General features: G+C 67.6%; 18 protein-coding genes. 10 read left to right on the top strand and 8 right to left on the bottom strand.

Annotated elements, in window-relative coordinates; genetic code table 11:
- Nucleotides 1–18 precede the first annotated feature (18 nt).
- Entirely contained in the window at nucleotides 19–546 is a 528-nt protein-coding gene (locus tag ACREEF_RS03960) for an N-acetyltransferase family protein (protein ID WP_431564307.1), read from the bottom strand.
- Nucleotides 547–758: 212 nt separating this feature from the next.
- Here ACREEF_RS03960 and ACREEF_RS03955 point away from each other — a divergent pair, with 212 nt between their 5' ends.
- The 5 genes from ACREEF_RS03955 to ACREEF_RS03935 all read left to right on the top strand — a co-directional run bounded on the left by ACREEF_RS03955 (nucleotide 759) and on the right by ACREEF_RS03935 (nucleotide 5024).
- The gene (locus ACREEF_RS03955; RefSeq protein ID WP_431564306.1) at nucleotides 759–1397 is read left to right on the top strand and encodes a histidine phosphatase family protein; all 639 of its coding nucleotides are present in this window, start codon (nucleotides 759–761) and stop codon (nucleotides 1395–1397) included.
- A gap of 50 nt (nucleotides 1398–1447) precedes the next feature.
- Nucleotides 1448–1705 (top strand): exodeoxyribonuclease VII small subunit, encoded by a 258-nt coding sequence (locus tag ACREEF_RS03950; protein WP_431564305.1) that lies wholly within the window; start codon nucleotides 1448–1450, stop codon nucleotides 1703–1705.
- A 10-nt stretch (nucleotides 1706–1715) separates the two neighbouring features.
- The gene (locus tag ACREEF_RS03945; protein ID WP_431564304.1) at nucleotides 1716–2621 is read left to right on the top strand and encodes a polyprenyl synthetase family protein; all 906 of its coding nucleotides are present in this window, start codon (nucleotides 1716–1718) and stop codon (nucleotides 2619–2621) included.
- A gap of 65 nt (nucleotides 2622–2686) precedes the next feature.
- Nucleotides 2687–4597, top strand: coding sequence for a 1-deoxy-D-xylulose-5-phosphate synthase (gene dxs / locus ACREEF_RS03940; RefSeq protein ID WP_431564303.1), 1911 nt, complete (start codon nucleotides 2687–2689; stop codon nucleotides 4595–4597).
- A 130-nt stretch (nucleotides 4598–4727) separates the two neighbouring features.
- Nucleotides 4728–5024, top strand: coding sequence for a hypothetical protein (locus ACREEF_RS03935; RefSeq protein ID WP_431564302.1), 297 nt, complete (start codon nucleotides 4728–4730; stop codon nucleotides 5022–5024).
- Between the two features lie 88 nt (nucleotides 5025–5112).
- Here the strand turns inward: ACREEF_RS03935 and rpsU are convergent, their stop codons facing one another.
- On the bottom strand, nucleotides 5113–5355 hold the full coding sequence (gene rpsU / locus ACREEF_RS03930; RefSeq protein ID WP_105562988.1) for a 30S ribosomal protein S21: 243 nt from the start codon (nucleotides 5353–5355) through the stop codon (nucleotides 5113–5115).
- A gap of 190 nt (nucleotides 5356–5545) precedes the next feature.
- Here rpsU and ACREEF_RS03925 point away from each other — a divergent pair, with 190 nt between their 5' ends.
- Both ACREEF_RS03925 and ACREEF_RS03920 read left to right on the top strand, forming a co-directional pair.
- Nucleotides 5546–6226 (top strand): COQ9 family protein, encoded by a 681-nt coding sequence (locus ACREEF_RS03925; protein WP_431564301.1) that lies wholly within the window; start codon nucleotides 5546–5548, stop codon nucleotides 6224–6226.
- A gap of 115 nt (nucleotides 6227–6341) precedes the next feature.
- Nucleotides 6342–6695 carry an endonuclease domain-containing protein gene (locus ACREEF_RS03920; RefSeq protein WP_431564300.1) on the top strand — a complete coding sequence of 118 codons (354 nt, stop codon included), beginning with the start codon at nucleotides 6342–6344 and terminating at the stop codon, nucleotides 6693–6695.
- A 91-nt stretch (nucleotides 6696–6786) separates the two neighbouring features.
- Here the strand turns inward: ACREEF_RS03920 and ACREEF_RS03915 are convergent, their stop codons facing one another.
- Together ACREEF_RS03915 and purE are read right to left on the bottom strand one after the other, a co-directional pair.
- Nucleotides 6787–7860 carry a 5-(carboxyamino)imidazole ribonucleotide synthase gene (locus tag ACREEF_RS03915; protein WP_431564299.1) on the bottom strand — a complete coding sequence of 358 codons (1074 nt, stop codon included), beginning with the start codon at nucleotides 7858–7860 and terminating at the stop codon, nucleotides 6787–6789.
- Between the two features lies 1 nt (nucleotide 7861).
- The gene (gene purE, locus ACREEF_RS03910; protein WP_431564298.1) at nucleotides 7862–8353 is read right to left on the bottom strand and encodes a 5-(carboxyamino)imidazole ribonucleotide mutase; all 492 of its coding nucleotides are present in this window, start codon (nucleotides 8351–8353) and stop codon (nucleotides 7862–7864) included.
- Between the two features lie 137 nt (nucleotides 8354–8490).
- Here purE and ACREEF_RS03905 point away from each other — a divergent pair, with 137 nt between their 5' ends.
- Nucleotides 8491–9057: a GGDEF domain-containing protein gene (locus ACREEF_RS03905; protein WP_431564341.1), complete on the top strand. Its 567-nt coding sequence runs from the start codon at nucleotides 8491–8493 to the stop codon at nucleotides 9055–9057.
- On the top strand, nucleotides 9057–9368 hold the full coding sequence (locus tag ACREEF_RS03900; RefSeq protein WP_431564297.1) for a hypothetical protein: 312 nt from the start codon (nucleotides 9057–9059) through the stop codon (nucleotides 9366–9368). Before ACREEF_RS03905 ends, ACREEF_RS03900 begins: the two co-directional genes overlap by 1 nt.
- Here the strand turns inward: ACREEF_RS03900 and ACREEF_RS03895 are convergent.
- The 3 genes from ACREEF_RS03895 to ACREEF_RS03885 are packed head-to-tail and all read right to left on the bottom strand — an operon-like array spanning nucleotide 9365 to nucleotide 10710.
- Nucleotides 9365–9589 carry a YdcH family protein gene (locus ACREEF_RS03895; RefSeq protein WP_431564296.1) on the bottom strand — a complete coding sequence of 75 codons (225 nt, stop codon included), beginning with the start codon at nucleotides 9587–9589 and terminating at the stop codon, nucleotides 9365–9367. The two genes, ACREEF_RS03900 and ACREEF_RS03895, sit on opposite strands and share 4 nt — an antisense overlap.
- Nucleotides 9590–9628: 39 nt before the next feature.
- The gene (locus ACREEF_RS03890; RefSeq protein WP_431564295.1) at nucleotides 9629–10096 is read right to left on the bottom strand and encodes a TIGR02444 family protein; all 468 of its coding nucleotides are present in this window, start codon (nucleotides 10094–10096) and stop codon (nucleotides 9629–9631) included.
- A complete protein-coding gene (locus tag ACREEF_RS03885; protein ID WP_431564294.1) occupies nucleotides 10093–10710 on the bottom strand; it encodes a UbiX family flavin prenyltransferase in 618 nt (205 codons plus the stop codon). Before ACREEF_RS03885 ends, ACREEF_RS03890 begins: the two co-directional genes overlap by 4 nt.
- 115 nt (nucleotides 10711–10825) lie before the next feature.
- Here ACREEF_RS03885 and ACREEF_RS03880 point away from each other — a divergent pair, with 115 nt between their 5' ends.
- Nucleotides 10826–10999: a YdcH family protein gene (locus ACREEF_RS03880; protein WP_431564293.1), complete on the top strand. Its 174-nt coding sequence runs from the start codon at nucleotides 10826–10828 to the stop codon at nucleotides 10997–10999.
- An 88-nt stretch (nucleotides 11000–11087) separates the two neighbouring features.
- On the opposite strand, the gene ACREEF_RS03875 is transcribed toward ACREEF_RS03880, so the two are convergent.
- On the bottom strand, nucleotides 11088–11753 hold the full coding sequence (locus ACREEF_RS03875; RefSeq protein ID WP_431564292.1) for a DUF1013 domain-containing protein: 666 nt from the start codon (nucleotides 11751–11753) through the stop codon (nucleotides 11088–11090).
- Between the last annotated feature and the right edge of the window lie 198 nt (nucleotides 11754–11951).

Genomic DNA, 11951 nt, shown 5'->3' with positions numbered 1-11951 from the left:
GATCAGACTGGGCCGGGATCAGCCGCGCCGCAAGATGAACTCGTGGTCGTTCCAGGCGCCGACCGGGTAGTCGTACTCGCCGGCCTTCTCGAAGCCGTAGGCGGCGTAGAGTTTCTGGGCCTTGTCGTTGCCGCTCCAGACGCCGACCCACAGGGGGCCGTCGGTGTGGGCCTCCATCCATTCCAGGGCGATCTTCAGCAGTTGGGTGCCCAGACCCAACCCTTGCGCGTCGCGGCCGATGTAGAGGCGGCGCAGTTCGGCGTGGCTGGGCTGCGCGTCGGGATGGGGCAGGGTGTTGGGCCCGGTGTTGGCGAAGCCCAGAATCTCGCCGTCGCGGTCGGCCACCCACCAGGCGGCGCCGGGCTCTGCCAGCTTGGTCTGGATGGTTTCAACGCTGAAGCTCTTGTCGAGGAAGGCGGTCAGGTCGGCGGCGGGGTAGGGAATGTCGAAACCCTCGACAAAGGTGTCCACGAAGGTCTGGCGCCCCAGCACGCTCAGGGCGGCGGCGTCTTCGAGGCGGGCGGGGCGGATCACGATGTCGCTCATGGGTCGGCCTTAGCGCCGCGCGGTGCGGTGGTCGAGAGCCGCTCGCGAGGGTGTCATCCGTTCGTGGTTGTGTCGCCGCGTGAGGGGGGCTACCACCTGCTCTGGACGGCGTGTTTCACGGCCGTTCGTCTTACCGGCTCCGGGGAGGATTGAGGGACGCCAACGCCTTGATTTGACAGGCCGCTCCCCGTGCTATGACCTCTCCTGCGCTCATGACTCATTCCGAATCCGCTGCACCCACGCCGTCCGAGGCGACGAACGTCCATAAGGCGACGCCGGCTGTCGGCGCCATCATCCTGGCGCGGCACGGCGAGCCGGCGCTGTCGCGCAAATGCATGATCACCTCGGATCAGTATCGCGACTGGTGGGGCCGTTACGAGGTCGGCGGCCTGCGCGCCGGCCAGACGCCGCCGCAGACCCTGCTGGCCGCCGCCGAGGGCGCGGGCGCCATCTACGCTTCGACCCGTCCGCGCGCTCAGGAAACGGCCCGCGCCGTGGCCCGCGACCGCGAGGTCCTGGTCGACGCCCTGTTCATCGAGGCGCCCCTGCCGCCGCCGCGATTCCCCGCTTGGCTCAAGCTGTCGCCGCGCTACTGGGGCGTAGTCTCGCGCATCTGGTGGCACGCCTTCAATCACCACGAAGGCCAGGAAACCCGCCGCGAGGCTGAGGTCCGCGCCGATCAGGCCGCCCGCATCCTGATCGCCCGCGCCGGCGAAGGCCGCGACGTCCTGGTTCTGGCGCACGGCTATTTCAACCACATGGTCGGCCAGAAGCTGAAGCTCCACGGCTGGCGTCTGGCCGAAAACCAGGGCTTCAAATACTGGTCACAACGTCGCTACGAGAAGCGCTGACGCCTTTCGTCGTTGATGCGCCGCGCGGGCGTCTCTAGGTTGCCCGCATCATGACCGACGCCTCCGCTGCCCCCGCCGTTTCCGCCGATCTCAGCTTCGAGGACGCCCTGTCGCGTCTGGAGGGCATCGTCTCGCGACTGGAGTCGGGGCAGGCCCCGCTGGAAGAATCCATCGCCCTGTACGAAGAGGGCGCGCGCCTCAAGGCCCACTGCGAGGCCCGACTGAAGGCTGCCCAGCTGCGCGTCGAGAAGATCGTCGTTGGCGCCGATGGCCAGGCCAAGGGCGTCGAACCCGCCGAGTTCGGCTGACGGCCTGACCATGCTCGCCGCCAATTCCCCGGAACAGGCCGTCATCGACCGGGTGGCCGAGATCGCTGATCTGGTCACCGTTGCGCTCGACGAGCTGCTGCCCCGCGCCGACGGCCCGGAATCCCGACTGACCGAGGCCATGCGCTATGCCGCGCTCGGCCCGGGCAAGCGCCTGCGCCCCTTCTTCGCCATCGAAGCGGGCCGGATGCTGGAGGTCGACGAGCGCGCCGTCCTGCGCGCCGCCTGCGCCCTGGAATGCGTCCACGCCTATTCGCTGGTGCATGACGACCTGCCGGCGATGGACGACGACGACGTGCGGCGCGGCCGGCCGACCCTGCACATCGCCTACGATGAGGCGACCGCGATTCTGGCGGGTGACGCGCTGCAGACCGCCGCCTTCGACATCATTCTGGACGAGGACACCCACGACGACGCGGCGATCCGCTGCGAGCTGGCCCGGCGCCTGTCCTTTGCGTCCGGCGCGCGCGGCATGGCCGGCGGCCAGATGATCGACCTGCTGGGCGTCCGCGACGACCTGGGCGGAGTGGCCCGGATGCAGCGCCTGAAGACCGGCGCCCTGTTCGCCTACGCCTTCGAGATCCCGCTGATCATCTCGCGCGCCGACGACGCCGCCTGGCACGCCCTGACCAGCTTCGCCCACGACGTGGGTCTGGCCTATCAGATCATCGACGATGTTCTGGACGCGGAAGGCTCGGCCGAGGAGATGGGCAAGGCCGCCGGCGGCAAGGACGCCGCCCTCGGCAAGACCAATTTCGTCACCCTGCTGGGCGTCGAGGCGGCGCGACAGAGGGTCGCGCACCTGGCCGATCAGGCCCGCTCGCACCTTGACCTGTTCGGCCATGAGGGCGAAATCCTCAAGGCCAGCGTGGACTTTGTGCTCAAACGCCGGTCCTGATAGGAAACGCGCCCGCCTCCCGCGGGTTACTGAATGACGTCCTGCGTCAAAGGCCCCCGATCTCCATGCCCGACACCCCCATTCTCGACACCGTCACCGTTCCCGCCGACATGCGCGGGTTCGACATCGCGCGGCTGAAGCAGTTGGCCGACGACGTGCGGACCGAGACCATCGACGCTGTCTCCGTCACCGGCGGCCACCTGGGCTCGGCGCTCGGCGTGGTCGAGCTGACCGTCGCCCTGCACCATGTGTTCGAGACGCCCAAGGACATCCTGATCTGGGACGTCGGCCATCAGTGCTACCCGCACAAGATCCTGACCGGGCGGCGCGACCGCATCCGCACCCTGCGTCAGGGCGGCGGTCTGTCGGGCTTCACCAAGCGCTCGGAGAGCGAATACGACCCCTTCGGCGCGGCCCACGCCTCGACCTCGATCAGCGCCGCGCTCGGCTTCGCCGCCGCCCGCGACGCCAAGGGCGAGAAGAACCGCGTCGTGGCCGTCATCGGCGACGGCTCCATGTCGGCGGGCATGGCCTATGAGGCGATGAACAACGCCGCCGAGGCCACCCACGGCCAGCTGATGGTGGTGCTGAACGACAACGACATGTCGATCGCCCCGCCCGTCGGCGGCATGAGCGCCTATCTGGCCAAGCAGGTCTCGGGCGGCGCCTATCAGAACATCCGCAAGGTCGGGAAGAAGTTCGTCGACCACATGCCGCGCCCCTTCCGCGACGCGGCGCGCAAGGCTGAGGAATACGCCCGCGGCATGATCGTGGGCGGCACCTTCTTCGAGGAGCTGGGCTTCTACTACATCGGTCCGATCGACGGTCACGACATGGAGAACCTGGTCCCGATTCTTAAGAACGCGGCCGCCATCACCGACCGACCGGTGCTGGTCCACGTCGTGACGCAAAAGGGCAAGGGCTACGCTCCGGCCGAGGACAGCGCCGACAAGTATCACGGCGTGGTCAAGTTCGACGTGGTCTCGGGCAAGCAGGCCAAGGCCGTTTCCAACGCCCCCAGCTACACCAAGGTCTTCGGCACCGAGCTGATCAAGCACGCCCGCATCGACCCCTCGATCGTGGCCATCACCGCCGCCATGCCGACTGGCACGGGTCTGGACCTGTTCGGTCAGGCCTTCCCCGACCGCACCTTCGACGTCGGCATCGCCGAGCAGCACGCCGTCACCTTCGCGGCCGGTCTGGCGGCGGACGGCATCAAGCCGGTCTGCGCCATCTACTCGACCTTCCTGCAGCGCGGCTATGACCAAGTTGTCCACGACGTGGCCATCCAGTCCCTGCCGGTGCGCTTCGCCATGGACCGCGCCGGGCTGGTCGGCGCCGACGGCGCGACCCACGCGGGCAGCTTCGACATCGGCTTCATGGGGGCTCTGCCCGGCATGGTGCTTATGGCCGCCGCCGACGAGGCCGAACTGGCCGCCATGATCTCGACCTCGCTGGCCATCGACGACCGCCCCAGCGCCTTCCGCTATCCGCGCGGCGACGGCGTCGGCGTGGAAATCCCCGAACTGGCCGCCCCGCTGGAGATCGGCAAGGGCCGCATCGTCCGCGAAGGCACGTCCGTCGCCATCCTGTCGCTGGGCACCCGCCTGCAGGAATCGCTCAAGGCCGCCGACATGCTGGCCGCGCGCGGCGTCTCGGCCACCGTCGCCGACGCCCGCTTCGCCAAGCCGCTGGACGCCGACATGATCCTGCGTCTGGCGCGCGAGCATGAATGCCTGATCACGGTGGAAGAGGGCGCCATGGGCGGCTTTGGCGCCTTCGTGCTGCAGCTTCTGGCCGAGAAGGGCGCGCTGGACGGCGGCCTCAAGATCCGCACCCTGACCCTGCCCGACGTCTTCCAGGACCAGGACAAGCCCGAGATCATGTACGCCCAGGCCGGCCTCGACGCCGACCACATCGCGGCGACGGCTCTGACCGCCCTGGGCGTTGACGCCAGCCGGGCTGTGCGGGCGTAGGTCCCGATACCTCGGCGCTCCTGGCCCCGTTGCGGTCCTCGGGAGCGCGCCGAAAATCCTTGAAACCTCCACACGAGAGCGCCCGGTCTTCAGTCATACTGAGGCCGTCTTTCATGCATGGAGGCGGAGGATGACGAGTACGACGAAGAAGGGGGGCGAGCGCCTAAGCCGGTTCTGGCGGCTGGGTCTGTGGAGCCTTATTGCGGTGCTTCTGCTGACGCCGCTCATCGCCATGCAGTTCACCCGCGAGGTCGCCTGGGACGGCGCTGACTTCGCCTTTGCGGGCGTCCTGCTGGTTGGAGCAGGGATTCTGTTTGAGCTGGCCGCCAGAGCGACGCGGAGCCTGGCATGGCGACTGGCCATCGGGGCTGTTCTGCTGCTTGCCGTTCTGATCATCTGGGCCGACGCCGCCGTCGGCGTTTTCTAGGCCGCACGCTTGGCCGATCAGACAAAGAAAAGGCCCGCTCCGGTTTCCCGGGGCGGGCCTTGATCTTTCAGCCGAAGCTGGGGCCGTATTAACGGCCGCCCGGCGTGCGGGGCTTCGGAGCCGGCAGCAGGCCTTCGCGCTGGGCGCGCTTGCGAGCCAGCTTGCGGGCGCGGCGGACAGCTTCAGCCTTTTGACGGGCGCGCTTTTCCGACGGCTTTTCGAAGTGCACGTGGCGCTTCATTTCACGGAAGCTGCCTTCGCGTTGCATCTTCTTCTTCAGGGCCTTGAGCGCCTGATCGACATTGTTGTCGCGGACGAAAATCTGAACCAGGGTTATCTCTCCTTTGGCCGCCCGCCGCGTCCTTTCGAAGGGAGACGGGCAGACAAAATAAAAACCTCTCCCGAAAGACTGGGCTCTCGGATGAAGGCGCGCTGATACACGACGCGCGGGGGCCTGTCCAGATCGACACAGGCAATCGTGATGGGTCGAAAAGCCCGGAGGAGCGGACTATTCTGGGGATATGACCGATACCGCCGACGCCGCTCCCAAATCCGCCCCCAAGGACGACTGGGCCTCTCGTATGGAGCAGGCCGTGCTGGACGCCGCCATAGAGCGCGCGCCAGCGCTGGGCTGGAACAGCCGACTGGTCCGCGCGGCCTGCGAGGCGAACGGCCTGTCTCTGGGCGACGAGGAGCTGCTGTTGCCGAATGGGGCGCGCGACCTGGCCGTCTTGCTGTCGCGGCGTCACGATTCGCGGGCCTTGAAGGCGCTGGAGGCCACGCCCGCCGCTACGATGAAGATTCGCGAACGAATCGCCGCCGCCGTCTCAGCGCGGATGGAGGCGGGGGCGCAGGACATCGAGGCGGCCAAACGCTGCGCCGGATTCCTGACCCTGCCGACCAATGTGGACCTGGGCTTCAAGCTGGCCTGGGAGAGCGCCGACCATCTGTGGCGCTGGGCCGGAGACACGGCGACGGACCAGAACCACTATTCCAAGCGCGCCATCCTGGGCGGCATCCTGATCCCCGCCCTGACCATGCGCTGGTTCGAGGGACGCGAAGCCGCCGAGGCCTTCGTCGCCCGCCGCATCGAGAACGTCATGGCCTTCGAGAAGTGGAAGGCGGGAAAGGACTTCGACGCGCCGATGAAGGCCGTCACGGACGCCTTGGGGCGGCTGCGCTATGGGGCGAAGGAAACGTAGTTCCCTCTCCCGATGGGAGAGGGCTTGAGCGCACGAGAGCGAAGCGATCGTTCTTGCGCGAAAGGGTGAGGGTTCGCGGCTTGCCGTTGTGTCTCGTGGCCCGCACACTCGAACCATGACATCCCCACGAGCCCACCGTGCGCGTGTGTTGCGCCAAGCTTCCGGACGCGCCGAGGAATGTGTCTGGTCGGCCGTGCGCGGGGGAAGGATCGACGGGTACAAGTTCCGCCGTCAGCATCCTGTGGGACCGTATTTTGCGGACTTCGCCTGCGATCCACTACGCCTGATCATCGAGGTTGATGGCGGCGTGCATCGGCTGGATGAGGTCGCGGCGCGCGACCTTGAGCGGCAGCAGGCGCTTGAGGCGTTGGGTTGGACTGTGATCCGCGTGACCAATGACCAGGTCTATGAAGCGCCAGAGCGGTTACTCGAAGCCGTAAGGATGCACGCGCGGCGTCTTCACGGCTGAGCGCCGCCCCTCACCCTTTCGCCTTGCCAATCGCTTCGCTCTCGGAGGCTCAAGCCCTCTCCCATCGGGAGAGGGATGTCGGGGAGGGAGTTCAGAGGATGCGGTTCACGTGCGCCATCTTGCGACCGGCGCGGGCCTCGTGCTTGCCGTAGAGGTGCAGGCGGGCGTTGGGCTCGGCGGCCAGGGCGCGCCACTGATCGACCTCGTCGCCCAGCAGATTGGTCATTTCGATGCGCGCGTGGGCTTCGGTGGGGCCCAGAGGCCAGCCGACGATGGCGCGGATGTGCTGCTCGAACTGGTCGCAGACGCAGCCGTCCTGGGTCCAGTGGCCGGTGTTGTGGACGCGCGGGGCGACCTCGTTCACCAGCAGGACTCCGTCGCCCATGTCGAACAGTTCGATGCCCATGACCCCGACGTAGTCGAGGCCGTCGAGGACGGCGGCGGCGATCTCATGGGCGCGTCCTTGCGTCTTCGCATCGACGGCGGCGGGGGCCAGGGTGGTCTTCAGCACGCCGTTGGCGTGGATGTTCTCGCCCAGAGGATAGACGGCGACGGCGCCGTCGCGGCCGCGCGCGGCGATCACCGACAGTTCGCGCTTAAAGACAGCGGCGGCTTCCAGAACGGCGGGGCGGCGGCCGATGGCGTCGAAGGCGGCCTCGGCGTCGGCGGCGTCGCGGATCCAGACCTGGCCCTTGCCGTCATAGCCTTCGCGGCGGGTTTTCAGCACGGCGGGCAGGCCAAGCTTGCCAATGGCGTTGGTCAGGTCGTCCAGGGTCGTGACGGGCGCGAAGTCGGCGGTTACCGCGCCGACGGCGTTTAGATAGGTCTTCTCGTCCACCCGGTCCTGGGCGACGGCAAGCGCCGTCGGGCCCGGCGCAACCAGGGCGCCGGCCTCGGCCAGAGTCTCGACCGAAGAGGCCGGGACGTTCTCGAACTCGAAGGTGACGACGTTGCACAGCCGGCCCAGCGCCTGAAGCGCGTCGGGATCGTTGTAAGGGGCGGTGATCTGGGCGCGCGAAACCCGGGCGGCCGGGCAGTCCGGCTGGGGATCGAGGATCACCACGTCGAAGCCCAGGCGCGAGGCGGCCTGGCTCAGCATCCGGCCCAACTGGCCCCCGCCGAGAATGCCGAGGGTCGATCCGGGGGGCAGGGGCAGGTTGGGCAAGTCAGTCCTCGACGGTTTCGGCGACGGAATCGGTCTGGGCGGCGCGGAAGGCGCTGAGGCGTTCGGCCAGGGCGGGGTCCGACAGGGCCAGGATCTGCGCGGCCAGGATGCCGGCGTTGGCGGCGCCCGCCTCGCCGATGGCCAGGGTAGCGACCGGCACGCCGCCGGGCATCTGGACGATGGAGAGCAGGCTGTCCATGCCCTTCAAGGCCTTGGACTGGACCGGCACGCCCAGAACGGGCAGGTCGGTCATCGAGGCGGCCATGCCGGGCAGGTGGGCCGCGCCGCCGGCGCCGGCGATGATGACCTTGTGGCCCTTGGCCTTGGCGGTCGTGGCGAAGTCATAGAGGCGTTGCGGCGTGCGGTGGGCGCTGACGACCTTGGCTTCCCAGGCGACGCCCAGTTGATCCAGGCGTTCGGCGGCCAGCTTCATGGTCGGCCAGTCGGAACGGCTGCCCATGATGATGGCGACAGGTGGCGTCGAGGCGGTCATGCGCAAAGGCTCCCCACACGGAAAGCGGCCCGTTACAGCACGCGCGTTGCGCCCGCAACCAAGGTCGTTAGAATCATCTGCGTCGCGAGGGCCTGAGTCGTCCGCGATTCGCGACACCGGAGCCTGACTTGACCGACGTGGCCGAACCGACTGCAGAGACCGATCTGCACGCCGAGATCGAACGGCTGCGCGCCGAAGTCGCCGCCCTGACCATCCGCGCCGAGACGGCCGAGGCCTTGGCGGACCATGACGTTCTGACGCCGGCGCTGAACCGGCGCGGCTTCATGACAGTGCTGAACCGCAGCATGGCCTATTGCCGCCGTCACGAGGTCGAGGCGGCGCTGCTCTATCTGGACATGGACGGGTTCAAGGGCGTCAACGACGGTCTGGGGCATGCCGCGGGCGACGCCGCCCTGATGGCCGTCGCGGACCTGTTGCTGGCCAATGTGCGCGGATCCGATGCGGTCGGGCGCCTGGGCGGCGACGAGTTCGCCCTGTTGCTGATGAACGCGGGCGCGGACGAGGGGCGTGAAAAGGCCAGGCGCCTGGCTGCGTCGCTGGAAACCGAGGGCTTCGTCTGGGAGGGCTCGACCGTGGCGCTGGGCGGCTCGTTCGGCGTTCGCGCCTATGCGGGCCAGACCGATCCCGAGGCCTGGCTGTCGGAAGCCGACGCCGCCATGTGGCTGAGGAAGAAGGCGCGCTGATGGATTGGGCGACGGCTGAACGCGAATGGATCGGGGCCGTGGTTGTCGTGGGGCTGACCTATGTAGACGCGGGCGGAGAGTTCCTTCGCCAGGAGCAGGTGCATGGCCTGATCGTGTCCGTTGATCCCGTGAACGGCATCGAGCTCGACCTGTCGGGCAATCGGATGGGCGAAAGCTACTGGCTTCCGCCTGAACTCGGCGCCTTCGAGGCGGCTCGGCCCGGCGAATATCGGTTGAGATCTACCGGCGAGATCGTTCGCGACCCGGACCTGCTTTCAAGCTGGACCCTGCAGGCGCCAGTCGACAGCTAGGCGATGATGTCGGGCAGGATGCGGTCTTCGACCTTCACGATGTCATCGCGCAGGGCCAGTTTCTTGCGCTTGAGGCGTGCGATCAGCAGTTGATCCTTGGCTGGCATGAGGTTCAGCGCCTCGATCGAGGCGTCCAGGTCGGCGTGTTCCTGCTGAAGCGATTTCAGCTCGGCCCGAAGCTGCTGGTCTTCATCGGACAGGAAAGGTTGGTCGTCGTTCATGGCTCGCCCCGGACGTCCCTGCTTATAGCCGACCGGCGGTCAGGCGGGAAGGCGTTCGGCCAGTGTGGTCAGCGCCGGGCGCGGCACGACGCGAGCCCACAGCTTCGCCGTCTCGGCCAGGCCGTCGATGGCGCGGCGCGGGGCGCCCGACGGGGCCGGCGCCAGTTCTTCAAGCTCCAGCATCAGGCGGCGCTCGGCGTCCAGTTCCAGCGCCTTGACCTGCTGGCGCAGGGCTTCGCGGTGGTCGTCGTCGATGTCGGGGATGGGCGCCTTCAGGGTGCGGCGGACGGCGCGTAACTGGGCCACGATCACGGTATCATAGGCGCGGGCCGCATCGCAGGCGGCTTCCAGGGTTTCCTCGTCCGGGCGGCGGCCGGTGACGGCGACCCAGGCGGCCCAGAGCAGCAGGGGCACGTTCTGCTCGTTGTGATCCTGCAGGCTCAGGCAGGCCTCGGCCACGCCTGGGGCCTCATAGGCCGTGACGGCCCAGGTCCACAGATCGCTCATGCCTGGGGGCCGGCGTTCAGGCCTTCCCAGCGGCGCACGGCGGACCAGTCCAGGCCGAACAGGTCCAGGGCCCGGCCGACCGACTGGTCCACCATCTCGTTGATGCTGGTCGGTTTGGCGTAGAAGGCGGGCAGGGGCGGGGCGATGGTCGCGCCCATCTCGGCCAGCGCCGTCATGGTGCGCAGATGGCCGAGATGCAGCGGCGTCTCGCGCACCATCAGCACCAGCGGGCGGCGCTCCTTCAGCACCACGTCGGCGGCGCGGGTCAGCAGGGTCGAGGTCACGCCGGTGGCGATCTCGCTCATGGTCCGCACCGAGCAAGGGGCGACGATCATGCCGAGCGTGCGGAACGAGCCCGAGGCGATAGCGGCGCCGACGTCGGCCAGTTTGTAGGTCACGTCCGCCTTCGACATCAGATCGTCGGGGCTCAGTTCCGTCTCCTGCGACAATGTGAGCAGGGCGGCTTTCGTGACCACCAGATGGCTCTCCACGCCCAGTTCGCGCAGGGCGTCCAGCACCCGCGCGCCATAGATCGCGCCGGAAGCGCCAGAGATTCCAACGACCAACCGCGACGGCTTCGGGTTCCGTATGGTCGAGTTCACATCATCGGCCATTTTGACTTCCACAGTCTCCGTGTTCGGAGCGACGGAGGGTCACTGCAATGTGATTCCACAGGCCGTCGTTCCGGGCGCTCAGTGTAGTGGTCCCTTAGACATGGAGGCGCAAGCCATGACCATCGAGGCTCGTATTCGCGAACTGGGAAATCGGCACCGGTCGCTGGATGAGACGATCCAGCAGGAGGCGCGCCGCCCCACCGCGGACCCGACACACCTCAGGGAACTCAAGCAGAGAAAGCTCAGGCTCAAGGAAGAAATCACTAGTCTGGAGGCCGGAGCCCAATAGGGCGGACCTCCCGAAAACGCCCCTCCCAAAACGAGAACGGCCCCGAAGAGCGATCTTCGGGGCCGTTTCCTGTTTCAGAGCAGAACGATCAGTCGTTCTTGCCGAAGACCGACTCGGCGGTCGGCTCGGCGCCGGGGCGCACCCGCTCTTCCGGGACGAACTCCGGCTCTTCCGGTTCGGCTTCGATGGATTGCAGGGCGGCGCCGCCGGTCTTGATGTCGTCCTTGGCCTTCTTGTCGGCGGCCTTCTTGACGATTTCGTCAAGCTGCAGCTGGCCGACCAGGCCCAGGGTCACGGGATCGACCGGCTTGATGTTGGCCGAGTTCCAGTGGGTGCGGTTGCGCACGCTTTCGATGGTGGACTTGGTCGTGCCCAGCAGCTTGGCGATCTGGGCGTCGGTCACTTCCGGGTGGTTGCGCACGAACCAGGCGATGGCGTCCGGGCGGTCCTGGCGCCGCGAAACGGGCGTGTACTTCGGTCCGGTCTTGGTCGGCTTCAGCAGTTCGGCGTGGCGGCTGACCACGGCCTTCATGCGGTAGTCGGGGTTGTCCTGGGCCTTTTCCAGCTCTTCGCGGGTCAGTTGGCCGCCGGTGACCGGGTCCACGCCGCGGATGTCGCGGGCCACGTCGCCGTCGGCGATGCCGCGCACTTCCAGCGGGTGCAGGCCGCAGAAGGCGGCGATCTGCTCGAACGAGAGCGAGGTGTTGTCCACCAGCCAGACCGCGGTGGCCTTGGGCATCAGGATGTCGGTCATGGGGCGTGCGTCCCGGCGTTTGCGGCCCGAAAATCGGGCGTTTGAATCGACGGCGCCCGACCTTTCGGCCGGGCGCTGAGGCCTTCTGTATAGGCGCATTCGCGACAAAAGAAAACGCTGTCCGAATGTGGCGTACAGCAAAGGTTCATGCAGAATGTTGAACAGTCTCGCTTGTGGTGCGTTGTGCGCCAGGAGATT

It is taken from the genome of Brevundimonas sp. (assembly GCF_050729455.1).
Taxonomy (GTDB): domain Bacteria; phylum Pseudomonadota; class Alphaproteobacteria; order Caulobacterales; family Caulobacteraceae; genus Brevundimonas.
This window is presented reverse-complemented; position numbering and strand designations above follow the sequence as displayed.